24 protein-coding genes and 1 pseudogene are annotated in these 24617 nt (G+C 45.8%); 9 read left to right on the forward strand and 16 right to left on the reverse strand.

Annotation, left to right across the window (positions count from 1 at the left end):
* The first annotated feature begins 49 nt into the window (after positions 1-49).
* The 6 genes and pseudogenes from KVG29_RS00635 (at position 50) to KVG29_RS00670 (ending at position 5025) form a co-directional block, all read left to right on the forward strand.
* Positions 50-1192: an aldo/keto reductase gene (locus KVG29_RS00635; RefSeq protein WP_252225696.1), complete on the forward strand. Its 1143-nt coding sequence runs from the start codon at positions 50-52 to the stop codon at positions 1190-1192.
* A gap of 122 nt (positions 1193-1314) precedes the next feature.
* Positions 1315-2519: pseudogene (locus KVG29_RS12545) on the forward strand (iron-containing alcohol dehydrogenase).
* Positions 2520-2543: 24 nt separating this feature from the next.
* Positions 2544-3407, forward strand: a complete 864-nt coding sequence (locus KVG29_RS00655; protein ID WP_252225700.1) for an aldo/keto reductase — start codon at positions 2544-2546, stop codon at positions 3405-3407.
* A gap of 41 nt (positions 3408-3448) precedes the next feature.
* Positions 3449-3979, forward strand: a complete 531-nt coding sequence (locus KVG29_RS00660) for a flavodoxin (protein WP_252225701.1) — start codon at positions 3449-3451, stop codon at positions 3977-3979.
* Between the two features lie 19 nt (positions 3980-3998).
* Positions 3999-4439: a (R)-mandelonitrile lyase gene (locus KVG29_RS00665; RefSeq protein WP_252225702.1), complete on the forward strand. Its 441-nt coding sequence runs from the start codon at positions 3999-4001 to the stop codon at positions 4437-4439.
* Positions 4440-4632: 193 nt separating this feature from the next.
* Positions 4633-5025: a MerR family transcriptional regulator gene (locus KVG29_RS00670; RefSeq protein ID WP_252225703.1), complete on the forward strand. Its 393-nt coding sequence runs from the start codon at positions 4633-4635 to the stop codon at positions 5023-5025.
* A 157-nt stretch (positions 5026-5182) separates the two neighbouring features.
* On the opposite strand, the gene tnpA is transcribed toward KVG29_RS00670, so the two are convergent.
* The 13 genes from tnpA to KVG29_RS00730 form a co-directional block, all read right to left on the reverse strand.
* A complete protein-coding gene (gene tnpA, locus KVG29_RS00675; protein ID WP_252225704.1) occupies positions 5183-5353 on the reverse strand; it encodes an IS66 family insertion sequence element accessory protein TnpA in 171 nt (56 codons plus the stop codon).
* A 536-nt stretch (positions 5354-5889) separates the two neighbouring features.
* Positions 5890-6642 (reverse strand): hypothetical protein, encoded by a 753-nt coding sequence (locus KVG29_RS00680; protein ID WP_252225705.1) that lies wholly within the window; start codon positions 6640-6642, stop codon positions 5890-5892.
* A 48-nt stretch (positions 6643-6690) separates the two neighbouring features.
* A complete protein-coding gene (locus tag KVG29_RS00685) occupies positions 6691-7491 on the reverse strand; it encodes a vWA domain-containing protein (RefSeq protein ID WP_252225706.1) in 801 nt (266 codons plus the stop codon).
* Positions 7488-8747 (reverse strand): VWA domain-containing protein, encoded by a 1260-nt coding sequence (locus KVG29_RS00690; RefSeq protein WP_252225707.1) that lies wholly within the window; start codon positions 8745-8747, stop codon positions 7488-7490. Before KVG29_RS00690 ends, KVG29_RS00685 begins: the two co-directional genes overlap by 4 nt.
* Positions 8737-9918: a hypothetical protein gene (locus KVG29_RS00695; protein WP_252225709.1), complete on the reverse strand. Its 1182-nt coding sequence runs from the start codon at positions 9916-9918 to the stop codon at positions 8737-8739. Before KVG29_RS00695 ends, KVG29_RS00690 begins: the two co-directional genes overlap by 11 nt.
* 79 nt (positions 9919-9997) lie before the next feature.
* The gene (locus KVG29_RS00700) at positions 9998-11023 is read right to left on the reverse strand and encodes a nucleoporin Nup88 family protein (RefSeq protein ID WP_252225710.1); all 1026 of its coding nucleotides are present in this window, start codon (positions 11021-11023) and stop codon (positions 9998-10000) included.
* A 27-nt stretch (positions 11024-11050) separates the two neighbouring features.
* Complete coding sequence (locus KVG29_RS12340) at positions 11051-11185, reverse strand: hypothetical protein (RefSeq protein ID WP_276576319.1); 135 nt, start codon at positions 11183-11185, stop codon at positions 11051-11053.
* Positions 11186-11599: 414 nt separating this feature from the next.
* Positions 11600-12517: an ABC transporter permease gene (locus KVG29_RS00705; protein ID WP_252225711.1), complete on the reverse strand. Its 918-nt coding sequence runs from the start codon at positions 12515-12517 to the stop codon at positions 11600-11602.
* On the reverse strand, positions 12498-13430 hold the full coding sequence (locus tag KVG29_RS00710) for an ABC transporter ATP-binding protein (RefSeq protein WP_252225712.1): 933 nt from the start codon (positions 13428-13430) through the stop codon (positions 12498-12500). Before KVG29_RS00710 ends, KVG29_RS00705 begins: the two co-directional genes overlap by 20 nt.
* On the reverse strand, positions 13430-15973 hold the full coding sequence (locus KVG29_RS00715; RefSeq protein WP_252225713.1) for a hypothetical protein: 2544 nt from the start codon (positions 15971-15973) through the stop codon (positions 13430-13432). The genes KVG29_RS00710 and KVG29_RS00715 overlap by 1 nt, the downstream gene beginning before the upstream one ends.
* 161 nt (positions 15974-16134) lie before the next feature.
* Complete coding sequence (locus tag KVG29_RS00720; RefSeq protein ID WP_252225715.1) at positions 16135-16425, reverse strand: PfkB family carbohydrate kinase; 291 nt, start codon at positions 16423-16425, stop codon at positions 16135-16137.
* 73 nt (positions 16426-16498) lie between these two features.
* The gene (locus tag KVG29_RS00725) at positions 16499-16771 is read right to left on the reverse strand and encodes a zinc-binding dehydrogenase (protein WP_252225716.1); all 273 of its coding nucleotides are present in this window, start codon (positions 16769-16771) and stop codon (positions 16499-16501) included.
* Positions 16772-16905: 134 nt separating this feature from the next.
* Positions 16906-17151 (reverse strand): hypothetical protein, encoded by a 246-nt coding sequence (locus KVG29_RS00730; RefSeq protein ID WP_252225718.1) that lies wholly within the window; start codon positions 17149-17151, stop codon positions 16906-16908.
* A gap of 823 nt (positions 17152-17974) precedes the next feature.
* On the opposite strand from KVG29_RS00730, the gene KVG29_RS00735 reads away from it, so the two are divergent.
* Positions 17975-18259, forward strand: a complete 285-nt coding sequence (locus KVG29_RS00735) for a hypothetical protein (RefSeq protein ID WP_252225719.1) — start codon at positions 17975-17977, stop codon at positions 18257-18259.
* 105 nt (positions 18260-18364) lie between these two features.
* Here KVG29_RS00735 and KVG29_RS00740 read toward each other — a convergent pair whose 3' ends face one another.
* The 3 genes from KVG29_RS00740 to KVG29_RS00750 all read right to left on the reverse strand — a co-directional run bounded on the left by KVG29_RS00740 (position 18365) and on the right by KVG29_RS00750 (position 22128).
* Positions 18365-18880: an ECF transporter S component gene (locus tag KVG29_RS00740; RefSeq protein ID WP_252225720.1), complete on the reverse strand. Its 516-nt coding sequence runs from the start codon at positions 18878-18880 to the stop codon at positions 18365-18367.
* Positions 18881-19120: 240 nt separating this feature from the next.
* On the reverse strand, positions 19121-21775 hold the full coding sequence (locus KVG29_RS00745) for a calcium-transporting P-type ATPase, PMR1-type (protein ID WP_420840502.1): 2655 nt from the start codon (positions 21773-21775) through the stop codon (positions 19121-19123).
* Between the two features lie 182 nt (positions 21776-21957).
* On the reverse strand, positions 21958-22128 hold the full coding sequence (locus KVG29_RS00750) for a hypothetical protein (RefSeq protein WP_252225721.1): 171 nt from the start codon (positions 22126-22128) through the stop codon (positions 21958-21960).
* A gap of 329 nt (positions 22129-22457) precedes the next feature.
* On the opposite strand from KVG29_RS00750, the gene KVG29_RS00755 reads away from it, so the two are divergent.
* On the forward strand, positions 22458-22712 hold the full coding sequence (locus KVG29_RS00755; RefSeq protein ID WP_252225723.1) for a FeoA family protein: 255 nt from the start codon (positions 22458-22460) through the stop codon (positions 22710-22712).
* The gene (gene feoB, locus KVG29_RS00760; RefSeq protein WP_252225725.1) at positions 22694-24553 is read left to right on the forward strand and encodes a ferrous iron transport protein B; all 1860 of its coding nucleotides are present in this window, start codon (positions 22694-22696) and stop codon (positions 24551-24553) included. The genes KVG29_RS00755 and feoB overlap by 19 nt, the downstream gene beginning before the upstream one ends.
* The last annotated feature ends 64 nt before the right edge of the window (positions 24554-24617 follow it).

The raw sequence follows: 24617 nt of genomic DNA on the forward strand, positions 1-24617 counted from the left end.
ATGAAACAGTAGTCATTTGAATTCTAAAATTAATAATGGAGGTAGGACTATGCAATACAGAGATTTTGGAAAAACAGGTGTGAAAACTTCCCTTCTGGGATTTGGTGCTATGAGGCTTCCTATCATAGAGGAAAATCCGTCTCAAATTGATGAAAAAAAGGCAATAGAGATGATTAGATATGCCATCGAACATGGTGTAAATTATGTTGACACCGCATATCCATATCACATGGGAAATAGCGAAAAAATAGTCGGGAAGGCTTTAAGAGATGGATATAGAGAAAAAGTCTTCCTTGCAACCAAATCTCCTGTATGGCAAGTTGAAAAACACGAAGATTTTAATAGATTTTTGGATGAACAATTAGAAAAACTCCAAACTGACTATGTGGATATGTACCTAATGCACGCTCTCAACAAAGAAAGATGGGAAAAAATAAAAGCTTTGAGGTTCTCAGAGTTTTTTGAGAGAGCAAAAATGCAAGGGAAAATTAGATTTGCTGGTTTTTCATTCCATGACAAATATCCTGTTTTTAAAGAGATAGTTGATGGCTATGATGGATGGGATTTTTGCCAAATCCAATTAAACTACGTGGATGTTAACTATCAGGCAGGTTTGAGAGGGTTAAAGTACGCTGCTTCCAAGGAACTTGCAGTAGTAATAATGGAGCCGTTGAAAGGCGGAAAATTAGTAAGGCTTCCACAGAGACCGAAGGACATTCTTCAAAGCAATGGGAGAAATTGGTCTGAGGTGGAATGGAGCTTCAGATGGCTTGGAAATTTTCCAGAGGTTTCTGTTATACTAAGTGGAATGAGCACTTTGGAACAAGTGAAAGAGAATGTTGAAATTATAAAGAATGTAACTCCAAATAACTTGACCGAAGTAGACCTTAAACTGATAGAAGAAGTGAAGAAAACCTTAGAATCATTTGCAGTAATAAATTGTACAGCATGCGGCTACTGCATGCCGTGTCCAAGCGGTGTGGATATTCCTGAAAATTTCAGGTTATACAATGAAGCTGTTATGTTTGGCGATTGGACAGGTGGAAGATCTACATACAGATGGTTTATGGGGCAGAAAATATCTGCGTCTTTCTGCAAGGAGTGTGGAGCGTGTCTTGGTAAATGTCCTCAAAAATTAGATATTCCATCTCTTCTTAAAAGAGTTAACATGGAACTAACAGAGGCAAAATGAGAAAAATCTTTTTGTTGCTGCAATATTAAATCAGTTTTATTTGCTTAAGAGAAAAAACTCTTATATAGTATTCATTAATATGCATAAATGCCTCAAAAAGACTTGTGTTGGAAGTGTTACCCATGATGAAATTTGAATTTTATAATCCAACCCGACTAATCTTTGGTGCAGGTTCATTAGAACAGTTAGGGAAAGTAGTTAGTCAATATGGCAAAAAAGCGCTGCTCGTCATTGGCGGAGGAAGCGTCAAGAGGAGCGGAGCATTTGACCGAGCGGTATTCAGTCTGAAGGCAGCAGGTGTTTCAGTGGTGGAATTCTCAGGTGTTGAGCCAAATCCCCGTTTGTCAACTGTAGTGCGTGCTGCAGAACAGGCAAAAAAAGAAGCATGTGATGTGGTCATAGGTATGGGGGGGCGGTAGCGTCATGGATGCCTCAAAAGTAATTGCAGCATCAGTCCTTTATGAAGGCGATCCTAAGGATATGCTTGTGCGGGCAGGAAAAGCGCCCAGACTTCCAGAGCGAGCTCTTCCCATTATCACTGTTCCCACCCTGGCGGCAACTGGCTCGGAAATGAACAACGGTGCGGTGATCACAATTGACGATGAAGGAGAAAAGCTAAAAACATTCGTTAAGGCTGAGGTTCTCTATCCTCGTGTAGCAGTGGTGGATCCTGAACTTACCGTGACAGTGCCCCAAAATCACACAGCTTTTGGGGTTTGCGACATAATAACCCATGTGACTGAGGGTTATTTCAACGGTATAGACGGGACTCCTCTTCAGGACAGATTTGCCGAAGGGGTAATCCTCACTGTCTTGGAATGGGGGCCAAAGGCAGTTAGTGATGGAAGTGACCTGGAAGCACGCGCTCAGGTACAGTGGGCGTCGATAGTTGCCTTAAACGGCTGGGTACAGGTTGGTACAAATTATATAGCACCGGTTCACATGATCGAGCATACGCTTTCCGCACTCTACGATATCCCCCATGGAGCAGGATTAGCAGTTGTGAACCCCGCCTGGATGCGCTTTGCTGCAAGATTCCGTCCCGACCGCTTTGCCCAATTTGCTCAGCGCATCTTTTCTTTCGGCAGCAGGTAAAGATAGCTTGAGTCTGGCTATGGAAGGTATAAATAGGTTTGAAGAGTTTTTGCGTTCCATAGGCTGTCCAACGCGTTTGTCGGAACTTGGCATTGGAGAAATTACCGAGAAAATACTTTCCCGCTGCGCAGAAGAAACGTTGAAAGTACTTCAAGATGAAGAAGGAAGGCTTCCAGGCCGTCTGCCTTTGAGAAAGGAAGATATTGTAGAGATACTAAGCATGGCAACGTAATTAATTCAGTTAGGAGGGATTAAAATGCAAAAGGTGGTTTTGAATAACGGTGTTGAGATGCCTATTTTAGGCTATGGTGTTTTTCAGATCACCGACCTGAACCAGTGTGAACAGTGTGTTTATGATGCAATCCAAATAGGTTATCGATTAATTGATACTGCAGCCTCTTATATGAACGAAGAAGCAGTTGGTAAAGCCGTTAATAGGGCAATTAAAGAAGGTATAGTAAGAAGAGAAGAACTATTTATTACTACAAAACTTTGGATACAAGATACAGGCTACGAATCAACAATAAAAGCATTTGAAAAATCGCTTAAAAGGCTTCAACTTGACTATATCGACCTTTATTTGATTCATCAACCGTTTGGTGATGTGCATTGTTCTTGGCGAGCTATGGAGGAGCTCTATCATGAAGGATTGGTTAGGGCAATAGGAGTCAGTAACTTCCAACCAGATCGTTTGATGGATTTAATAGTTCACCATGAGGTAGTTCCTGCCGTAAATCAAATTGAGATACACCCGTTCTACCAGCAAACAGAAAACATCGAGTTCATGAAGAAATACAATGTACAGCCAGAAGCCTGGGGTCCTTTTGCAGAAGGCAGGAATAACATCTTTCAGAATGAAATCTTAATATCTATAGCTAAAAAATACAATAAATCAGTAGCTCAGGTGATTTTGCGCTGGTTGGTTCAAAGAGGGATAGTTACAATCCCGAAAACTGTACACAAAGAAAGGATGATCGAAAACATTAGCATATTCGACTTTGAATTAAGTCAAGAGGATATGGAAAAAATTGTAACATTGGACACAAAAAAGAGCTTTTTTTTCTCACATAATGATCCGGAAATTGTGAAATGGCTTTGTTCGAGAAAGCTTGATATATAGTAGAAAAACGAAAAAAGTAATCCTAAGAGGAGGGATCCGAATTGGCGTATTCAAGGATTCTTATCGCTTATTTTTCTCGTAGAGGAAATAATTATGTAGGTGGCAGTATTTTAAACCTGCCGATTGGGAACACGGAAGTAATAGCAAAGAAAATACAGGAATTAACGGGTGGTGATATGTTTGAAATCAAAACAATAAAGCCATATCCGGAAGATTATACAGAAACAACAAAAGTAGCACAGGAAGAAAAACGGCAAAATGCCAGACCTGAGCTTGCAGCTAAATTAGATAATATTAATTCTTATGATGTAATTTTCCTCGGCTATCCCAATTGGTGGGGCACAATGCCGATGGCAGTATTCACGTTTTTAGAGTCCTATGATTTTTCAGGAAAGACCATTGTTCCATTTTGCACACATGAAGGCAGCAGAATGGGAAGCAGTGAGCGCGACATCAAGAAACTCTGCTCGAATGCAAAGGTGCTACCTGGTTTGGCCATTCGAGGAAGCAATGTTAACAAAGCAGACACAAGTATTGCAAACTGGCTTGAGAGACTTAATTTGATATCATAGGTGAAAGGAGAGATAAAGGATGAACAAAAACGAACCAAAAAACATAGACAGCAGAATAATTTTCCCGAAAGGGCAAAAAATTGAAAATGACTATTTTATAGGAACAGTCTGGGTTGAAACATTGGTTTCTAGCGACAGCATCTTTAATTGTGCAATCTCTAATGTTACTTTTGAGCCGGGTGCAAGGAATAATTGGCATAAACATCCTGGCGGACAGATTTTGCTTATTACCGGAGGAAAAGGCTATTATCAGGAGGAAGGCCAGCCTGTACATATAATCAAAGAAGGCGACGTTGTAAAAATCCAACCGGGTGTTAAACATTGGCATGGAGCGACACAAAATAGTTGGCTTTCTCATATTGCGATTACAACCAATTCTCAAAAGGGTGCAGTTGAATGGATGGAACCTGTTTCTGATGAATATTATTTGCAGCTTATGGTAGAAGAAAAATATGCATAGCCAAAAAAGTGTACAAAGAAAACAATGTAATTAACCTGTTGAAAAAATGTTTAAAGCAACATAAAATTATAATTAGCACAAATTATACTCTATTTCTTTAATAGTAGCACAAGTAGTGCTACTATTTAAACAACCCTTGACTTGGAGTTAGCTCCAGGTTCTAAATAGTATTGAAGATTGGAGGTAAAACCACATGACGATTACAGAAGTAAGCAAAAAATTTGGCCTTTCGCCAGATACACTCCGCTACTATGAGCGCATTGGGCTAATCCCCCGGGTAAATCGCAACGAAAGCGGTATCCGCGAATATACAGAGGAAGACTGTAAATGGATTGAATTTATTAAATGTATGCGCAGCGCAGGTGTTCAAGTTGAAACGCTCATTGAATATGTCACGCTACTCCAGCAAGGTGACACAACTATAGAGGCCAGAAAACAAATCCTTATGGAACAGCGTGATAAACTCATCTCCCGCATTGAAGAAATGAATAGAGCTTTGGCAAGGTTAAATTTCAAGATTGAACAATATGAAGCTAGGCTTGTTCCGGTAGAAAACAAGTTAAAAAGATTGGCACACAACATCTAGTCTATGAAAAGACGAGCTGTCGTGTGATGAGCTCAAGCAGAGCGTACGAGTAGGTTCAAGGAAACCATTATGGTTCAATAACAGCGAGACCAATTTTTACGTTTAAAAAGTTAATATCAGATTTATCCTCTCGACTATTCAAATTAAGCTGTAGCCACTATATTGTGTTATTGGCTTGTTCTTCTTTCATGGATTCTTTCTTCAGCCAGTAATACAACTGCCTTATGCTTATGTTGTGCTGTTTACAGAATGCCTTTTTACTTAAACCGCTAACCTTATATGCTTCAATCCTAGCTTTCCACTGCTGCTTACGCTCTTTGTGTGTCATAGATAACCCCTCCTTGACTTCTTTATGGAGGAATTATCTCATATCTGCTTACAAATTTTTAGGTGTACTCTATTTGACGTTTACCCTTGGTTTCCGGGTTTTAAAAGTTGCTAATGAAAATACTGAAAAAATTAAAAAATTTTTTAAGTCTATGTCACAAAAGCCTTCTTTGTTTTGTTATATATAATGGGAAGATGGATCACAGGAGGCGATCCCAATGGCCAACAAGATTCAATATAAGGGGTGAAGCTTAGAAGCTTAACCCTGAAACATATAAAAATAAAACTCTTGGACTTTTCGAGAGCGTATAAGCAATAAAAAATGAGGAGAATTATCTTGAAGGTGGATTTAATTGTCCTTTTGGTGTTTATATTCAAATCAAAGAAAATGGAGAAGTAGTGAACGAATTCAGGATAACCGGACCAAGCTATTTAAATGAGGATAAGTATATCGTACTCACAACGGATGGTATTAATGTAAACATCCCTGCTTTCATAGGTACACAACTTGAAAGCGAGCTAAAAAAGAATAATTATTCATTGAGTTATAGTAACTAAGGGTATTATGCAAAAGTCTCTTGTATGTTGTAAAGTCTTTGAATTACGGTTATTAGTTTGCCCAAGTTCAGGTTTATCCACGACTTCGCTCCCACCTTCAATGCTCTTTTTTAACCGGACATCGCCTTGATCCCGATCGCTTTCAGATGCAGTAGCGCTTTCATCCGCGCCTTTGTGCGCATTGCCATGGCTTTTTAAATTGCCCTCAAATGCGCTGGGTTTCGGCCAATGGCCTTCCCATATCTTTATCCTCGATGCCCATCTCCTCAATAAAGCCTCTACTTTAAGCCTTCTTAAGGTCACCTCCACCATAAACAACACAAGCGCGGCAGAAAGCAGGTACGGCCAGACCTCGGTTTCCACCCAAACCGGATGCAGGTCCTCGCGGAACACCTGTTCAGGCTCGTCAAGCATAATGCCACCGGTTTCTTTCACCAGCCTTTCAAGCAGCTCTTTAGCGCCCCGATTGCGGATATCGTACTCCGGCAAATAGCTGACCGCTAGGCCGCTTTCAAGCTGTCCAACCACGCTTTCACCATCTTTAAGCTCCACTCTAACAAGATACACGCCCGCCTCATCTATCTCAAATTCGCCCTCATATCTCCCTGGCTGAGTAGCCTGAAGCGATACCTCCTGCCTGCCACCGCCCAGCTTCATAACGACTGCATGGCTGTTTAAGGCCTCATCCCAGTTTTGGGATATATCCAAGGTTACATATCCCTTGTCCCCCATCCTGCTGACATCAAGAAGGCCATATTGTTCCTCCTCTATAGGCAGTATTCATGATATGACGTTGAGCCAGAAGCGCTGTGCCTCATCCCATGCAAGCCAGTCCCCTGTCCAGCTGCCACGCAGGTCGCTGGTCCATGCCACTACCCGTCCCAGACCATACTGCCACTCAGCCAATACCGGGTCCTGCCTATCGCTGGACAGCACCATGTTGGCCTCTACCTTTGGCAGGGTGGCGATATACCCGTGTAGCGACGGAAAGCCCTGATCAAACCCTTCTATTATGGGTGAATATCCGGTGACAACCGGATAAAACGTTCGGTTATGTATATAGCTTTGAGTTGCCAGATATGTTTCCTTGGTGAATATTTTAGGGATATTGGTAAACTCGTCGGTATAATAGTAGCGCCCTCCTCCTATATTTGCCAGCTCTTCTAGTAATTTTGTATCCGAATCCTCACCTACCGCCACCATTGAAACCGTAATCCCATGGTCCCGCATCTCCTGTACCAAGCCATGGAAATCGCCCTCCTGGGACTGCCCATCGGTAAGCACAATCACGTGCTTGAGCTGCACGTTTAGCTCTTTTAAAGACTCATAAGCCAACTTAAGTCCTGGATACATATTGGTACCCCCACCGGGCCTGATGGTGCCAATATCGCTCTTTATTCTGTCTACATCGTCTACTGCTTGCGTTTTCACAACCCATGAGGCCACATCATCAAAGGCCACCACGCCTATATAGTCTACCGGCCGCAAGGCCTCGGTCGAGCGAATGGCAGCCTCCTTCGCTAGTTCCATCTTGCTTACGCCGTACTGCCCTGCCGCCATGCTGCCTGATTTGTCTATCACCAGCACCAGCCCCAGGGAAGGTATATCTCCGCTTTGCGCATGAGGTCCACATCGACCGGCAGCATGGGCTCAAACGGCGTATCCATATACCCACCCAGGGCATAGCTGTTGTCGCCTCCGGTCACCAGCATCCCCCGTCCCAGATGTTTTACGTATGAATCAAGCGCCTTCATCTTTTCATCTCCCAGGTCATCGGCAGCAACGTTACACAGCACCAGGGCGTGGTATTTGCGGAGCTCCTCCAAAGCAGCCGGCAATACTTGAGGAGTAAGAACCATCGTTTCGATCCCCGCCTGATTCAGCATCTTCATAAGCTCCCGGCCTTCGCCCTCTCGTCCCTCCACCACCGCCACAGCGGGCAACCCATATACCTCCACAAAGGTGACCGCGCTGTTGTTCTGGTACACCGTATCCTTACTAACGTGAAGGTCTATCTCATAGGTCTTTATTCCGCTGTCCTGCGCCGTATCCTTAAACACAAAGGTGTTCTCTCCTTTTTGTATCTCCACCCTTTCCTGGCTTATGAGCTGGCGGTTGGCATACAGCCTCAACACGCCAGAGGTGCTCACTGTGCTGTCAATCTGTACCCGTATATCGTATGTCTCCCCTTTATACAGGCGGCCGGGAACATCCAGCGATGTTACCTGTACTTCGGCTGAGGGTGTGGTGTCAAAGTACACCCCGTCGACCACGATATCCTGCAAAGCCAGCGCTCTGGAGCTTTTTAAGGCATCGCCCACGTTCTCAGCAGCGTCGGTGAGCAACACTATCCTCTTCCGGGTATCGGCAGGCAAAAGGGCAGCCGCCATCTGAAGCGCACCCTCTATATCGGTAAAATGGGGATTGGGGAGGGTTTCAAAGCCGCCAAAGTAAGCGGTCCTTCCTGCCGGGTGCTCCACCAGTGCATCCTTCCCAAATGTTATAATGCCTGCATTCCAGTGAGGTGGCTTTCGCTCCAATGCTGTCACTATAAAAAATTCTATTTGCGCTTTGGCCCCTGCCGCGCTGTTTGACAGGTCAGCAACAAAAAATACGGTAGCGGCATGGGTATACTTCCTTATACTGGTCCCCGCCAGGGATAATATTATGAGAAGCACTATTACGCAGCGCAGGATCAAAACATACCTGTCCTTCTTGCTCCCGATTCGCCGGCTCCTCACAAATGAAAGTATCACAAACGCTACAGTAGGGACAACCATAAGCAACCACAGAGGGGCAACAAAGCCTATGCCGCCATTTCCAAAACTAATACCCACGTTGATACACCCACCACTCAAGCAGAATAACAGCCAACACAGCCCAGGCGAAGTACCTCCACAGCTCCTTCACAAGCCCGGATACATCGCTCCGCACATCCGCAGGCTGGCCCATATCGCTCATGACCCGTCCTGCCCTCAGGTCGGACTCGCTGTGAGTTGGAGCATGAACAGTAAAATGAGATTCCAACACTTCTTGCCTGTCGCCCTGCTGAACAACCTGCCGCACTGTGTATACCCCTACTTCATGGCTATATATAAAGGGGATCTGGCTGTGCGATGGTTCTAACGTCAGCTCCTTACCCGACGGTGTTATCACCCAAATCTCCTGAGCGCCAGGCAGCAAATTTATGAATACCTCCTGCCCGGCATAAAACCCTCTTTCCTGCCCTGAAGACTGGGGAAGTACCCATGCAAGTACATTTTGAATCAATATGGGGAAATCCACCTTGAGCGAAATATCCGAATGGTGTACATCAAACGAGAAAACGACGACCCTCTGAGCCCCCATTTCGCCTGCCATGACAAGCGGCCCCTGCCCCCCATCAAGCACAACTTCTGCCCACCGAGGTACGCTTATCCGCCCGGCCCTTGCAATATTGAACCCTTTATAGTTTACAAGATCAAAAAAGCGTGCGTAGCGGGAATGGGATAGAAGGCGCAAATTTTGTGGAACATATTCCCCTTCTACCTTCAAAAAACCGTTTTCAGGCAGAGGATTGAATATAATCATGTTCCCATCCCTGGGAAGTTTTGAAGGGATATACCCGTCAAATACATACAGCGCATATCCATTCACGTTCCCAGCATGTTCATAAGCTGTTTTTACAAGATTCACATCATCTCGAAGGGCTATGGCCTTCTCCAGAAAGACGTTGCGCTGGGTCACCAGCAACACCTTGTTTTCCTTGTGGAGTTCCATAAACGTCCAACCCCTGTTGTCGACAGCCAGGTCATCCTCATCCAAAATGGCTACCTCCACGCGCTTGGCATCCGCAGGTATCCCCTTCCAGTACACGTCTGCCTTGCGGCCAGCAGGCACTGCAACCTCCCTTATATCAAAGGTAGCGCCATCTACCAGGCATTCAACCGTAAGCGCAATGTCCTCATCAGAATAATTTGCGATCTTTGACAAGACCACCGTTCCATTGGGCGTCTGAGACCAGCTCACCAGCTCAACGGCAAAAATTTTCCCTTCATTATTAAAGACAATTGACTCTATGTCTTGGTTCCTTATCTGATATACCTTATCAATGGCTACTTAAGCCCTGATCGGCGCCATAGGCATTTTGAGCCAGGCGGATATCCTGTCCGGCTGCACTAGCTATGCTGTTCTTCATATTCTGTAACAAGTATTGAATATCGGCCGGGTTCGCAAAGCCTTCCTGAGCCATATAGGTAAGCATCTCCTGTAGAGAGCCCAGCTCTCTTGTTACATCGCCTAATTGGCCGGCAATAGCTGAAGCCACAGCCCCAGCCGCCTTCTCCAGCTGCTTCTTCAAACTGCCATTTGGCAGGGCATCGGCTGCACTTTTAAGCGCTGCCTCCAGCGACTGCATTGCCTCAGCATCCATATTCCCCTGCTTAATCTGCTCCTTTAAGCTCTCAAGCGCATGCTCTATTCCTTGCACCTCCATGGCTTTGGCTGCCTGGCCGAGGTCCCTGGTCAGCAAATGCCTCTCCAGAGCTTCACCCAGCAAACCCATCCTGTACTGCCGGAACCTCTTCACTAGTCCGGCAAGTTGCTGTTCAGCCTTTGAGACCTCCTTGATGGCTTCCTTGTAGTCGCTGGTTTGCCTGAGCCTCCTTGCAAGCTGGTTTACAAGGTCCATGAGCTCCTGCTTCTCCTCCGCAGTCAGCTCAGCCTGTGTTGTCAAATTCTCCTGTACCTTATCCTGAAGCTGCTCAACATGATTTTCTATCTCCCTCTGCACCCTTATTCGGCGGTCTACGATTTGGTTTTGTGGATTTAGTAGCATGCCTCCCACAAGGATCAATAAAGCCATGCCCACCAAGCCTAGCATCCATTTTTTGAGTGGTGTAACAGAGATAGCGGTGGTATCAAGCTCTTTGAGCCTGCGTATGGTATCCTCCCTTTGAATTACCGAAAAAGCATCGTCAAGGCCCATGCGCTCATACGCGGTGATGGCCCTCTCCTGCAGGCCTAGCCTGTCAGCCTCGCGGGCAACATCTTTGAACGAGGGGCGATAAAAGGCACTGACCACAACCGAAATCAATATGATTCCGAAGCCACAGGCGGCAACCTTCTGCCACATATAGGGTATGGGGACGAAGAACGATGCTCACAGCCATACCACCACCTGGGCCAATGCCAAAATAGCCCCAAGCACCACGTACTTTATGAAATGGCGCAACAATATGCGCCTCCTTGTAGGCTTTAAGGCGCCATATAATCTTTTATCAACCGCTTTGGCCATCAATTAGCCCCTTCTTTCACGCATTTTCATGGCTGTAGCTTTTCACCTGCACAACTGTCATCGCTTTTCTGGATAGCTTATTCATCCAATTTAATTTGCCTGTCTTTATGCCCGTATTTTTATACTCCACATTTCGTTTGTTTTTTAGGTAAACTTATGGATCAAAACCTGCTACGCCAGTATTTTTAAAATTTTATGCTAAGTACTATTAGAAAAACACAAATTCCCATTAGATACTTCTTTCTTCAGTGGTTGCCTTCTACTGCCATATCCCCGGCTATGCCTTATCCTAATAAATTTTTTACACGCTAAGAGTATAAGAAGGAGGAAATTGTTTTAAAACGCATGCATCAAATCACAATGATCAATACGCAATTCTTCTCGTCGGCATTTTAAATATCTGATCCCAACAGCTTAAGATTTACACCTGAGCCTCTTGTACGGCCTTATAACCCAGGCACTGGCACAGAGCAGCAGTACAGCTATACCTGATATCACAGCGCTGTTACCGATCCATAGAGGCAGCTTCTGAAACCACCCCTGTGGCGAACCCAGACTCCTGCTCACGCCGAAAAATAATCCCAATATCCCATAGTAGACGTTGGTCGTCGGATCGCCGGCCTGCCTGGCTAGCAGGTCACCTAATCCCACCGCAGGATTTATATAGAGTATAAAGGGGATATAATGATCAGTGGGGCTCGGCACCTGTGAATAGTGTACCGACATCATGTAAGCGCCCAGTACCACCGATACTATTCCCAGAAAGAAAATAGTAATATAGGTAACTACTGTGGACACCACCGTCCTCTTGAAAAGCGCAGAATAGAATATCCCTATGCTCCCAACAGCAAACGCCGTGATGATATAAAACAAAAACAGCATAGCAACATCTTCAGGCGCAATGCCCCCGAACAGGAACACCAGGCTAAAGAGCGGTATGGATGAGATTATGAGCAGCAGTATGAAGGCCAGCGATGACAGCAGCTTTCCAATTATTATCGAGAGAGGAGACATCTTGGTACACAGAAGCAGGTCAAGCGTTTGCATCTCGCGCTCGCTGCTTATCACACCAGCAGTCTGTGCAGGGGTGACCAGCAGAATAAGGGCAAACTGAAGAACCGCAAGCATCAGATACACCCGAAGTCCCGCTGACCGACTCGAACTAAAGGACAGGTAATACATCACCCCATTCTCAACACTAATTTTGAAGAATATATAAGCGATAAACAGCATAACCCCCAGATAGGCCGTCACTGCCGCAGCCGTCCTCCAGCCGCGCATCCTGGTTTTAAGGCTGCTTGCCAGTACGGGGTTATAAAGCCATCTCTTCATCACTGGTCACCTCCATAAATATCTGTTCGAGATTGCCTTCCATCTTGCGGAAGGATACCACCGGCACATCGCTGCTCACAAGAGCACGAAGGAGTTGCCACAGGTCCTCGTCGCTTCCCTTGCAGGCCACCTCCAACTCCTGGTCCTCCTGAATAACGCTAGTAACCATGGGCTGTTCCTTGAGTAGGCTTATAGCCCTGTCCATATCTCTCAGCACCCTTATCCTGACCACCGTCCTGCCCGTCATCCTCTGGATGATCTGCTCCACGCTCCCCTGAACCACCAGCTTGCCCCTGTCTATGATTCCCACGCTGTCGCATATCTCAGCCACCTCGGGCAGAATATGGGAGCTTATCAGTATCGTCTTGCCCATCCTTTTGAGCTCCTTCAGTATAGCCTTTATTTCAGCTCTAGCACGAGGGTCCATACCCGATGCCGGTTCATCCAGTATGAGAAGCTCGGGGTTATGAATCAGACAGCGGGCCAAGCACAGCCGCTGCTTCATCCCCCGCGACAGAGTATCAACGTAGGCATCCTTTTTATCGCTCAAATCCACCAGTTCCAGCAAGTCTTCAGCTATCTTGCGCCGCTCACGGTATTCAATACCGTATGCGCTGCCGTAAAAGTCCAAATATTCCTTAACTTTTAGATTGTCGTACACCCCAAAGAAGTCAGGCATATACCCTATCTTTTCCCGCGCCTTTATGGGGTCTTTGAACACGTCTATACCGTCCACCACTACCCGGCCTGAGGTGGGGGCCAGCAATGTAGCTATGATCTTCATCGTGGTGGTCTTGCCGGCACCGTTGGGGCCTATGAATCCAAATATCTGGCCCCGTTCAACCTCCATGTTGAGGTGGTCAACGGCAAGGAAATCGCCATACTTCTTGACGAGGTCGCGAACCACCAGCATCAGCGCCGCCTCCCTTCTATCGATAGAGTAGGCAGCTGTATGGTCCCCGGCATCTCGGGTTTCAACGAGGACGTAGAGCCCCTGGAGTTAGTAGACACCCTAACTTTTAATTCTAGTTTGCCGTGTGGAGTTATGTATCTCTCTACTGCACGGCTGTCTATCGATATAAGCCCCTGCGCATTGTCTATTGAAAGCCCCTCTCCAGCGTCTATATACTCACCCCTCGCTGGGTCATACACATACAGTTCAGGGACAACCCCCTGGTAATTCAAATATATATCTACTTTGGAATATTCCAAACCGCTGTAAGGCTTCATATTAAAGTAAAATACGCCGGATCCCTGACCCACATAACCCACCGTATTCCCCTCTGCGTAGGCTATTCCTTCGCTTTTGCCCCTGTCCAAAGCAGCCATTATAACTCCAGGTGGAATATAGACATTGCCTTCATCCTCATAAGGCACATCAAACTGCGTGGTTATAACATTCCTATGGTACATGATTTGTGGTGCAGCGCCGTTCACCTCAATATCCGGAACAATCCTCTGTGCGCTGAACCCCAGCAGGTTGAGCGTCCCTTTCAACGGCAAGGTTGCACTATAATCATAGGCCATCATCAATCCCTCTACAATCAGCCTCCGCACATACCTTTCGCGGATCTCATCGTCTAAATTCCTGTACCCTGCTGACAAGGTATGAGGATATGGGAATACCTGATCCAGCATGCTGTACAAATAAGGCATTTGAGATTGCCACTGGCCCGTTCTTGCAAATACCGGCACATCCACCTGTTTTGCCTCACCCGCTGCCAAGTTGCCTAACACCTGATACCCATACTGCGTATACGCGATAACATTTTCCAGCGGATAAGGCATATTGTTAATTATGCTTCCCTTTATCCTGTTGCCTTCAAAATACAGCTCGGCATCAATTGTGCCGAATTCATCCACCGTGTCAGCCATCATAAAATCCCACATGGTCCACACGTTGGTATTGTAAAAGGTTATTGAAGGATATCTGCCCTGTACCACCCGCGCCTCAATTAGACCCCTTCGTCGGTCATTTTGGCCGCTTGCAGAAGGCATGTTGTAATCATCATATACCCCCTGGCTTCCCAAAGCCAGCAACGAGTCGCCTTCAACCGTAACCTGGTAATCCCCCTTCTTGGGCACGAACAAGCCAATGTGGCTCTCCACATCTGCGCTGCCGCTTCCATCCAAGTTTACCACCGAAATGGCGTGGATTATGATATCACCCCCCTTGGCCATATACCCCAAACCATATATGATAGCCGAAAACACCATCACTGTAATGGGTATTGTGAACCACGTCCATTCGCGCCTATCCAATCGTTTGAGCACCAGGTAATTCACAGGCCCCACCACAATTAAATATGCAGCAAGTATTAAAAGCAGCTTTGAAAAAGGGGGAAGGTCCATAGCCTTCATGCCTATTCCGAGGGCTTCATGAATTAGCTCATTTCTTGCTGTCCCAACCCTCACGCCATAGGCTCTGCGCACTTCAATGTTTTTCAGAATGTTCACCTTATCGGCGCTGATATGAGCGTTCAAGATATTTTCCCACAGCATCTTATTGCCGGTCCAGCTTACAAATGGCTCCAGCCCCAAGTCGAAGGCCGACACAAAGATGTACCCTGCACCGCGATTTACCTTCCATACGATTCCCTTCCCCTCATGCTCAAGTATAGGCTCTGCACCATCGATGGCTAGGTTCATTACCTCAAAAGGCACATCGCCCTGTATCGTGCTTTCACCGACAGCTTCTAGAATAGGAATTCTAGCCACCTCTTCTGTCCCCGACATGCTGGCCGAAAGAATACCATCCTGCAAAGCAGACAGCGTCTTGTGTCCGTTGGGGCCGGTACCCACAATGAGAATGCCGCCGGCCTCCACCCACTTCCGCAAGGCCTCTACCTGCAGTTTCGAAAACCTGGTTGTATCGGCATTGTTCAGTATGAGTATCATAAAATTATCAAGGACCTCTTTTCTGTTCGGAAAATCCTCCATACCAAGATATACCGCCTCATACTGATAAAAGATGCGGTCACTGCCCAGCGAGGCCTTCCAGTAGCTAAGCGCCTCCCTGTCGTCCGTCACAAGGCCTAACATATAGCTGTCCCGCGTCACCGGCGCCACATCGTCGATCTCAACGCTATCTATTACAGTACCCCCTTGAGTTAGCTTCACCTCAAAATTCCTCTGCAGAGTATTTATTTGGACATAGAGTTTAAAGCGCTTTCGCGTACCATGGGGAATAACCACCGGCGTCGAAAACACGGCCGACGTGATACGATTTGGCTGCTGGACCTCTATCTCGAGGTCTCCCTGTACATCATCACCCTTATTCTTGATATCCACCGTAATAGGAGTCCAGTTCCCAAGCCTGAAACGCCCTTTAAAGCCCATTTGAACTTGCATTATAATGCCATCGTCGTCATTGGCATATGCTATGCTAACGTTGACCGAACCTAGCTGCATCAACAGCGCTAAAAAGGCTAACACTACTATCGTTGCTCTTTTCACACCATTCCCTCCACCCAAAATCTGTTTCCCGCAGTACATTTCTCAATCGCCCATTCGATACGGTCAGGCATACTACCTATTTCTCCCTTCATAGATTATATCATCAATTGAAACCGAAAAAATAAATAAATAACAACAAATTTATTAAAATTGATTTAAGACTAAAAATATAAGGTCCTAAACCATATATTGCCAGGAATTAGGACCTTTACCGTCGGCCCCGGCTCCAAAACCTCGGTGGAGGTGACGTTTTTCTCATCCATAATATTTATGCATATCCTGGTTTCCCCTTCTATTGGTACAAACTTGCTTATGATTCCGCTGTCTTGAACCTGATTGTGAATAAACTGGCCGGTGGCACCACCAATCAAACCGGTGGCCACCACCTGCTCTCCCAAAATTTTGGCAACTCTTGCCACGTTGAGCCACTTACCGCCTGCTGTTGCCGTCATGGCTTTAAGCCTGAATACGCCGCATGATAAACCACCTTAGCTCCCATTCCCTCCCTGAGAAAGGTGCAGAGTACTACATCCACGACCTTCTCACTGTTAGCTCCTTGCGATTGATGTATTCAAATTCCCTGGGTTGAAGTGTAATTGGCTTCGACGGCGTGCCTATGAACATCACGGTACCTTTATTGGCCGCAATCTCAAGGCAAAGCTTTTCTGTAAATTCAACGCCGGCGGCTTCCACCACAATTTCAAAGCCCCGTCCATCAGTAAAATCACTGATTGCTTCCTTAAAATTTTCATCTCCCGTATTTATGCACACATCAGCTCCATAACCGCTATCTTGCATCCCGATGTGCCAAGGTCTATGCCCAATAATAACCTTTTAGGCATAAAACCCTTCTCCTTACTCATTCGATTTTATAAAATTTCGAATCTTGATTGAAACCTTCATCAATTTTGTGTCTAGTAAAAGCGATCAACTCATAAGTACCCATCCGGTTCTATCAATTTCATAGTCACAAAAGCAGTCCCATCTATTGCATTAGGGAAATAGTACATATCCACTGCTCCACCTGCTTGAAAAGGTATGACTGAATGCCCTACAAACTCATGCATCTTTCCCAAAATGTTCTCTAACGATTTAAGTTTTAACTCGTAATGTCTCTTGTAATCTTCATCACTAAACCTGTTCTTTTTCCTAAACACATCTTTTATAAAATTCAACATGCGTTCACCCCCATTTTAGATTCCTCCTCAGCATCAAATGCAAATAGCACCAGAGATATGGAAAAAAACAGCCGTATGAATGAAGAATGACTCAATATAATGTTACCATTAATATGAACTACCAACCACCTATAAAGGTGGTGGCTTCGTGAGAAGTCTGGTAGCATTAAGCCACCCTTATTCTCATAGGGTGGTCCACACACCCACTACTGACTATTTGCTCAACCGCAGACTCGCCAGCTACTTTCTTTAGTTATACAGATTTTGGGGAAGATGGAACAGCACCCTCAACAGCTCATATGTTTGCTTATCACACCTTATATGATTTTTCTGAGTTTTATACATTAGCCATCACCTAGAAAATATTTATATCATATTTTTAGTAATTCATCTCCATCTTGTAGAAGATGAAGTTTTCTTGCAGTAAAAACGATAAAAAGAATGGCTGAACTTATAATTTCGTCTTAACATTACAGTCATAAAGGTACTGAACGAACTCAAGCCGACCTTACAAAAGAAATGAAATGAAAGGAAAAATATCATGCAGGTGCTGAGCAAAGGATTTATAAAAATAAGATGTAGAAGGGGTTGTGGATGCGGATCAATTTTTTAAATTAAACTCTGTACAAGAACTAGATCTACTGCTAGAATCCTTTAAGAGATCAGCTGACAAAAGGGTTAGGGTTGAAGTATCCCCCAATGGAGTTTCCAAAGTTACAATGCCTTCCAACAGTGCCTACGATATTGTGCCCTATTCATATACGGGCGTTCAGAATCAAACAAAAATGGGCACCCTCTTTATCTATACGGATTAGGCGCCCCTTTGACTGTTTGGAAGATGTGCACCATCGAATATCACTGGGATTATAACTCATATGGTTACCGTATCTTTGTATCCATCGACAGGATTACATCCGACATAGTTGGCGTATTCATTGACAACGGCTGGGTTCAGACTGGGGCTTCTGCAAATATCGTATATGGCGGCTTGGGCACAGATGTCGTTGTTCATGGATATGGTTACATAGGTGTTGATATAAAAGGATTCCCAACGGCCATTAGAATACCCGACACCTGGTACTGGTATTTCACCATGCGTCAATACTAAAGGGTAAGTGCTTTACACCTTTTATCCTCTTAATTTATAACGTACCTCTGGAAATGCCTTCTCTTCTACCAAAATGCAGGTTATTCCCTTTTTTGAAAAGAGGACTTATAGAACATCCTTGAGCCTCTCCAAAGGTTTGGACAGAGGCAAAAATATCACTGCTCCCACCAAAGCCTGGCCTATGTTGGCAAAGAAGTTGGGGATGTTGGCCCGCCAATCCACTATCCTGACTATGTACACCTCAAATACATAATACCCCACTGCCATCCACAGCCCAGCAAGGGCAACCCCCAGCAACTTTCTCCTCCAAGACACCCTGCCCTGTGGCACATACAGAAAATAGCCGGCAATACCACCCATTATGCCTTTTATAACGAAGGTGGCAAACATATAGAGCGGATAGCCAAGGTACAGGTCAGACAAAAACGAACCCAAGCCGCTTACCACCGCTGCCATATGTGGTCCCAAAATCAGACCGCTTAAATAGATTATGCTATCACCGGCATGATAATAAGCGGCCCTTGCAAAAGGAGAAGGTATCTTGGTAAATGCCGTCACCACAAATACCAACGCTGCCAAAATCCCTGCCAATACCAGTTTTCGTACGCTCCATGAGCCCATCTTTCATCTACCCCCTGTGCTTAATTAAGGCCTTAGTGTGGCAGGGACATCCATCAGATAAAACTCCTCTCAGGATAATCCCTGCCACCCCATCTTGTTGGTATTATACCCTTATTTGGGCTTATGGAGCAAATAACCAATACTTATACTCCATCGCAAATAGTATTATAACGATACAATTATTACCCTTCTCCTCAAGGCATAACCCTACACATAATCTTCATCAAAGCTATACAACCATCACTCCTCATCTCTTGTAGTATTGTATCCCAGCAGCTTCACAATCTCCACCACAACCAACCGTGCCAAAGCCAGAATGGCAACCCACATCCAGTGTTTAAAGTTAAGTGAAACCACATTAAAGACATCCGACAGGAAAGGCACCACCATTACCAAAATCTGAAGCAATCCCGAAACAGCGATAGCTCCCACCACGTACCGGTTTGTCATAAACCCTATCTTAAAAATCGAATACTTGTTGGAGCGCACATTTAGCACGTGCACCAACTCTCCAAAGGTGAGGGCTGCAAAAGCCATGGTTCGCCCAACATCTAGGCCATCTCTGAGGCCTATTGTAAAAGCCGTTAAGGTCAAAATACCCGTCAAAAAGCCCTGATAAACAATGCGCCGTACCATACCCCTGCCAAAAATTCTAGCATTGGGATCTCTGGGCTTTTTGTCCATGATATCCCGCTCAGCCGGTTCCATCCCCAGCGCCAGAGCAGGAAAGCTATCGGTCACCAGATTAATCCACAGTATATGTATGGGCAGCAGCGGTTCCTCCCAATTGAGCATGGTGGCAATGAATATTACCAGTATCTCACCCACGTTACACGAGAGCAGATACTGGATTGCCTTCAGAATATTGGCAAATATTATCCTTCCTTCCTCTACCGCCGCAACGATGGTAGCAAAGTTGTCATCGGTAAGCACCATGTCAGCAGCCTCTTTTGTCACATCAGTACCCACCTTGCCCATGGCAGCACCGATATCGGCGATTTTAAGAGCCGGAGCATCGTTGACCCCATCCCCCGTCATGGCTACTATCTCGCCCCAGGCCTGCCATGCCTTCACAATTCTCACCTTGTGCTCGGGGGAGACGCGGGCATACACGGAAAAGTCTTTAACGCGTTCCTTAAACTCCTCGTCGCTCAGCCGATCCAGCTCAACGCCGGTGATGGCTTCCTCATCGCTTTTCAAAATTCCCAGCTGACGCGCAATGGCCACAGCCGTTATCTTGTGATCGCCCGTAATCATAATGGGTTTTATGCCTGCCCGCTGACATATCTTTATGGCTTCCTTGGCTTCCGGCCGCGGTGGGTCAATCATCCCTACTAGGCCAACGAAAATCAAGCTATTTTCCAGTTCCTTTTCCTTATCTGTATAATTTAAATCGCCCAGGTCTTTGTAAGCCATACCCAGAACCCTCAGAGCGCGGGAGGCCATGTCATCGTTGGCCTTTTGAATCTGCTGCAGGTGGTCATCCGATATGTCCACAACCTTCCCATCCAGCAATATCCTGTTACACCGCAAGATGAGCCGGTCAGGAGCGCCTTTGGTAAATACGCGATAACCGTTTTCCAGCTTATGTACCGTGGTCATAAGCTTTCTCTCCGAATCAAAGGGCAACTCATCCACCCTGGGCATATTGGCATCAAGTATATCTTTATCCAGTCCCACTTTTAAGCCGAGCTGCACCAAGGCCGTCTCAGTGGGGTCCCCTATGGTCTTCTTCTTTTCGCCTTCCATCACTATCTGCGTATCGTTACACAAAACACCAGTTGTAACCAGTAGTTTAAGATGGTCATCTAAGCCATCTTGCCCTTCAAGTTTATTGACGTTTAAAAACTTGCCATTGTAATAAACCTGTTCCACAGTCATGCGGTTTTGTGTCAGCGTCCCCGTCTTATCCGAACATATGATGGTGGCACTGCCCAGCGTCTCCACCGCCGGCAGCTTGCGTATAATGGCGTTGCGCCTGGCCATGCGCTGTACCCCCACCGCCAGCACTATCGTCACTATAGCCGGTAGCCCTTCAGGTATAGCAGCCACCGCAAGGCTGACAGAGGTCAAGAACATCTGGAAAATTTCTTTGCCGTAGAGTATGCCCACAGTGAATATGACACCGCATATGGCGAGGGCCGCTGTACCCAGGGTCTTGCCCACCACCTCCAAACGCTTTTGAAGGGGCGTCACGGTCTCCTCGCCTGTCTGTATCATCTCGGCGATTTTACCCATCTCGGTGTTCATGCCTGTGCCTACCACTATGCCCTTTCCCCTGCCGTAGGTCACTATACTGCCTGAATAGGCCATATTCACCCTGTCGCCAAGGGGTACGTCCTCCTTTTCCAGCCTTTCGCTGTGCTTCTCAACCGGCACCGATTCGCCGGTGAGCGCCGCCTCCTCTATCTTCAAGTTAGAGGTCTCTATAAGCCGGATATCGGCGGGAACAAAGTCGCCGGCCTCCAGCACCACCACATCCCCTGGTACCAGCTGTGACGCCGGAATCACGTCGGGCATCCCATTCCTTATGACCTTTGCTGTGGGGGATGCCATTTTCTTCAAAGCTTCCAAAGACTGTTCAGCCTTGTTCTCCTGTACCACGCCCAGAACAGCATTTAATACAACGATGAGCAGTATGATGAGCGCATCGGTTATCTCACCAAGCAAACCGGATATAATGGCCGCCACTATCAGAACTGCAATCATAAAATCCTTAAACTGGTCCAGGAACATCTGAAAAATCGTTTTTCGCCCTTTTTCCTCCAATTCATTAGAGCCATACTGTTCCAGGCGGCGGTACACTTCGTCTTTAGAAAGGCCTTTCAAAAACGAAGTTGAAAGCTTCTCTTCAACCTCTTCTTTAGATAAAACATGCCATGCCATCTTCTCCATAAAAACTTACACCCCGCTTGCTTTAATTTTTGCCAATGTTAGTATCCTTCACTGTCCGTTTAACGATGCATCTCTGTACGTTTATCCCGGCAATCGCCCATAAGACCTGCAGACATACGTATAATGCGTAATATCACTTGATATAACAGATGCTTTGAGATTATGACAAAACCGAAGCAAAATTAAAGTGCTTTTAAAATTATTAAAGACCTCCATCTGACAGCCATTTGCCAGACAAAGGTCTCATCCTCAGACTTTACGTCTGCCTTCCAACCGGGCACTGCACAAATTCCCTCAAAATGCAGTGCCGTAATGACGATTGGAAGCTTTGCCCTGATGAAACTTAAGGGCAATGGATTACTCCCCTTTACTTTTAGCTTATGATTTTTAATTTTCTAATTCTTAATATTATAAGAAAAATTTAACACTGTCAAGACGCATGGCGCTGAAAATCACATAATTAAAAATTTTGACAAAATATATATTGACAATGATTATCATTTACATTAAAATGGATTTGAAAAACAAAGTGTTTTAGTAGGAATTTTTATTGATAATGATTATCAATGTCATAATATTTACTGGCACCCATGTACAATGGTTATTTGTGATAAAAAATTTTAAAAACCAAATAAAAAATGCCTTTAAAATACCAATTATGCGTTTAGAAGGGAGAGCTAACATGACGCTGGATCAAGTAAATAAAGGACAAATTTTCCAAATAGTATCAATCCCAGATAAACACGTCAGTGCGCAAGCCATACGTTTAGGCATATACCAAGGTGCCAGGCTCACCTGCGTGTATAAATTCCCCGCCGGGCCGGTAATCATCCAAAACGGTATGCAGGAGATAGCTATAGGCAGGGGACTGGCCAAGAAGATAGAGGTACAACTGCTAGACAAGGGGGATGTGAAGCAATGCAGTGCCATAATATGACAGAAAAAATCGATATAAACAAAGAAGCAAAGAAGATCGTACTGGTTGGAAATCCTAACGTAGGAAAATCGGTGTTCTTCAACGCCCTCACAGGGTCATACGTGGATGTATCCAACTTTCCTGGAACCACAGTAGACATAAGCTCGGGAAGATACAAGGACATGGTGGTAATGGATACGCCAGGCGTTTATGGGGTATCCTCCTTTAACGACGAAGAGCGGGTTGCCAGGGATGTCATACTGTACGCCGACATCATCCTCAATGTGGTTGACGCTCTACATATAGAGCGTGACCTGTTTCTCACCCAGCAGATCATAGACATGGGCAAACCGGTGGTAGTGGCCCTCAACATGATAGATGATGTCAAGAAAAACGGCATAGAGATCGACGTTGACAAGCTATCCCGGGAGCTTGGGGTACCGGTAATTCCCACCATTGCCGTAAAAGGCGAAGGCATTGAGGAAGTAAAGGAGGCGCTTGGCCGCGCAAGGACCGGCAACAGGCTCCCTATAGTTGAGGAAAATCTGCACGCTGTTCGCCATATGGTCGACGAAGACTCTGAAGCCCTGCTGGTGCTGGAGGAGGACGAAAATATCATTGCCCGCCACAACATAAGCGGAATTAAGGGGATGAGGGAGCAAATCTATCAAGCAAGGCGCGCAAGAGTTGATGAAATAGTCAAAAAGGTGGTACGCCATACCAACCGCGGCGCTTCTTTCTCTGTGAAATTAGGAAGATGGATGTTATCCCCTTTGACAGGTATCCCGATTCTGCTGGTCGTGCTATGGCTTGTCTATGAATTCGTGGGAGTATTCGTGGCACAGACGGTGGTTGGGTGGACCGAAGAAGTGATCATGGGCAAATATTATTATGAATTCATAATGAAGACGCTGGAACCCTTACTGGGTACAGAGAGCCTTTTGGCCCAGCTGCTCATTGGTGAATTTGGCGTTCTCACCATGACGCCCATCTATGTATTCGGACTTCTGCTACCTCTTGTAGTAGGGTTTTACTTGGTGCTTTCCATCATGGAAGACTCTGGATACCTTCCCAGGGTAGCAGTACTTACCGACCGAAGCTTAAACTTGCTTGGATTGAACGGACGAGCCATCATACCCATAATACTGGGGTTCGGTTGCGTTACCATGGCCACCATCACGACGCGCATACTCGGTTCAAGGCGTGAAAGGTTCATAGCTACCATGCTTCTGGGCCTGGCCATTCCCTGCTCCGCTCAGCTGGGAGTAATAGCCGGATTGCTGGGGCCGTTGGGCATTAAGATGGCCGCTCTTTATGTATCAGTAATATTTATAGTCTTCGCGCTCACAGGTACCCTTTTGAATAAGGTTGTTCCCGGAAAGTCCACCGACCTTATGATAGACCTTCCTCCGCTGCGCCTGCCGCGCATCGGAAACGTCCTTAAAAAGACATACGTCAAGTCCAAGGTCTTCATCACCGAGGCCGGTCCACTCTTTCTCCTTGGCGCCGTCATAATCACTCTGCTGCAGTACACCGGAATTTTAGACCTGATAGCCAACGGGTTTGCGCCCATCACAGAAGGATTTTTAAAGCTTCCACGTGAAACGGCTGTCGCCTTCATCATGGGGATAATCAGAAGGGACTTTGGCGCCGCTGGCCTGAACGACATGGTATCAAGAGGCCTGCTGAATTCATCTCAGGTGGTGGTGGCGCTTATAGCCATAACCCTGTTTGTTCCCTGCATAGCCGCCATCATGGTGATTTTCAAAGAGAGAGACTGGAAGGAAGCCCTTCTGATATGGATGGGAAGCTTTGTAATCTCATTTTTAACGGCAGGAATAGTAGCGCAGGTCATAATATGATCTTGTTAGTGTAAAAAGGCTAATGTGCTACCCAAAACGAAATTCGCTTTGCCTTTTTATACTT

This window comes from Caldicoprobacter algeriensis, assembly GCF_023838525.1.
Taxonomy (GTDB): domain Bacteria; phylum Bacillota; class Clostridia; order Caldicoprobacterales; family Caldicoprobacteraceae; genus Caldicoprobacter; species Caldicoprobacter algeriensis.

What these genes read in the sequence shown, in the direction of transcription:
- KVG29_RS00635 (WP_252225696.1), top strand. Translation starts at nt 50, where the DNA reads ATGCAATACAGAGATTTTGGAAAAACAGGTGTGAAAACTTCCCTTCTG.
- KVG29_RS00655 (WP_252225700.1), top strand. Translation starts at nt 2,544, where the DNA reads ATGCAAAAGGTGGTTTTGAATAACGGTGTTGAGATGCCTATTTTAGGC.
- KVG29_RS00665 (WP_252225702.1), top strand. Translation starts at nt 3,999, where the DNA reads ATGAACAAAAACGAACCAAAAAACATAGACAGCAGAATAATTTTCCCG.
- KVG29_RS00670 (WP_252225703.1), top strand. Translation starts at nt 4,633, where the DNA reads ATGACGATTACAGAAGTAAGCAAAAAATTTGGCCTTTCGCCAGATACA.
- tnpA (WP_252225704.1), bottom strand. Translation starts at nt 5,353, where the DNA reads ATGACACACAAAGAGCGTAAGCAGCAGTGGAAAGCTAGGATTGAAGCA.
- KVG29_RS00680 (WP_252225705.1), bottom strand. Translation starts at nt 6,642, where the DNA reads ATGGGGGACAAGGGATATGTAACCTTGGATATATCCCAAAACTGGGAT.
- KVG29_RS00700 (WP_252225710.1), bottom strand. Translation starts at nt 11,023, where the DNA reads ATGTGGCAGAAGGTTGCCGCCTGTGGCTTCGGAATCATATTGATTTCG.
- KVG29_RS12340 (WP_276576319.1), bottom strand. Translation starts at nt 11,185, where the DNA reads ATGGCCAAAGCGGTTGATAAAAGATTATATGGCGCCTTAAAGCCTACA.
- KVG29_RS00705 (WP_252225711.1), bottom strand. Translation starts at nt 12,517, where the DNA reads ATGAAGAGATGGCTTTATAACCCCGTACTGGCAAGCAGCCTTAAAACC.
- KVG29_RS00710 (WP_252225712.1), bottom strand. Translation starts at nt 13,430, where the DNA reads ATGCTGGTGGTTCGCGACCTCGTCAAGAAGTATGGCGATTTCCTTGCC.
- KVG29_RS00720 (WP_252225715.1), bottom strand. Translation starts at nt 16,425, where the DNA reads ATGACGGCAACAGCAGGCGGTAAGTGGCTCAACGTGGCAAGAGTTGCC.
- KVG29_RS00725 (WP_252225716.1), bottom strand. Translation starts at nt 16,771, where the DNA reads ATGCAAGATAGCGGTTATGGAGCTGATGTGTGCATAAATACGGGAGAT.
- KVG29_RS00730 (WP_252225718.1), bottom strand. Translation starts at nt 17,151, where the DNA reads ATGTTGAATTTTATAAAAGATGTGTTTAGGAAAAAGAACAGGTTTAGT.
- KVG29_RS00740 (WP_252225720.1), bottom strand. Translation starts at nt 18,880, where the DNA reads ATGGGCTCATGGAGCGTACGAAAACTGGTATTGGCAGGGATTTTGGCA.
- KVG29_RS00745 (WP_420840502.1), bottom strand. Translation starts at nt 21,775, where the DNA reads ATGGAGAAGATGGCATGGCATGTTTTATCTAAAGAAGAGGTTGAAGAG.
- KVG29_RS00755 (WP_252225723.1), top strand. Translation starts at nt 22,458, where the DNA reads ATGACGCTGGATCAAGTAAATAAAGGACAAATTTTCCAAATAGTATCA.
- feoB (WP_252225725.1), top strand. Translation starts at nt 22,694, where the DNA reads ATGCAGTGCCATAATATGACAGAAAAAATCGATATAAACAAAGAAGCA.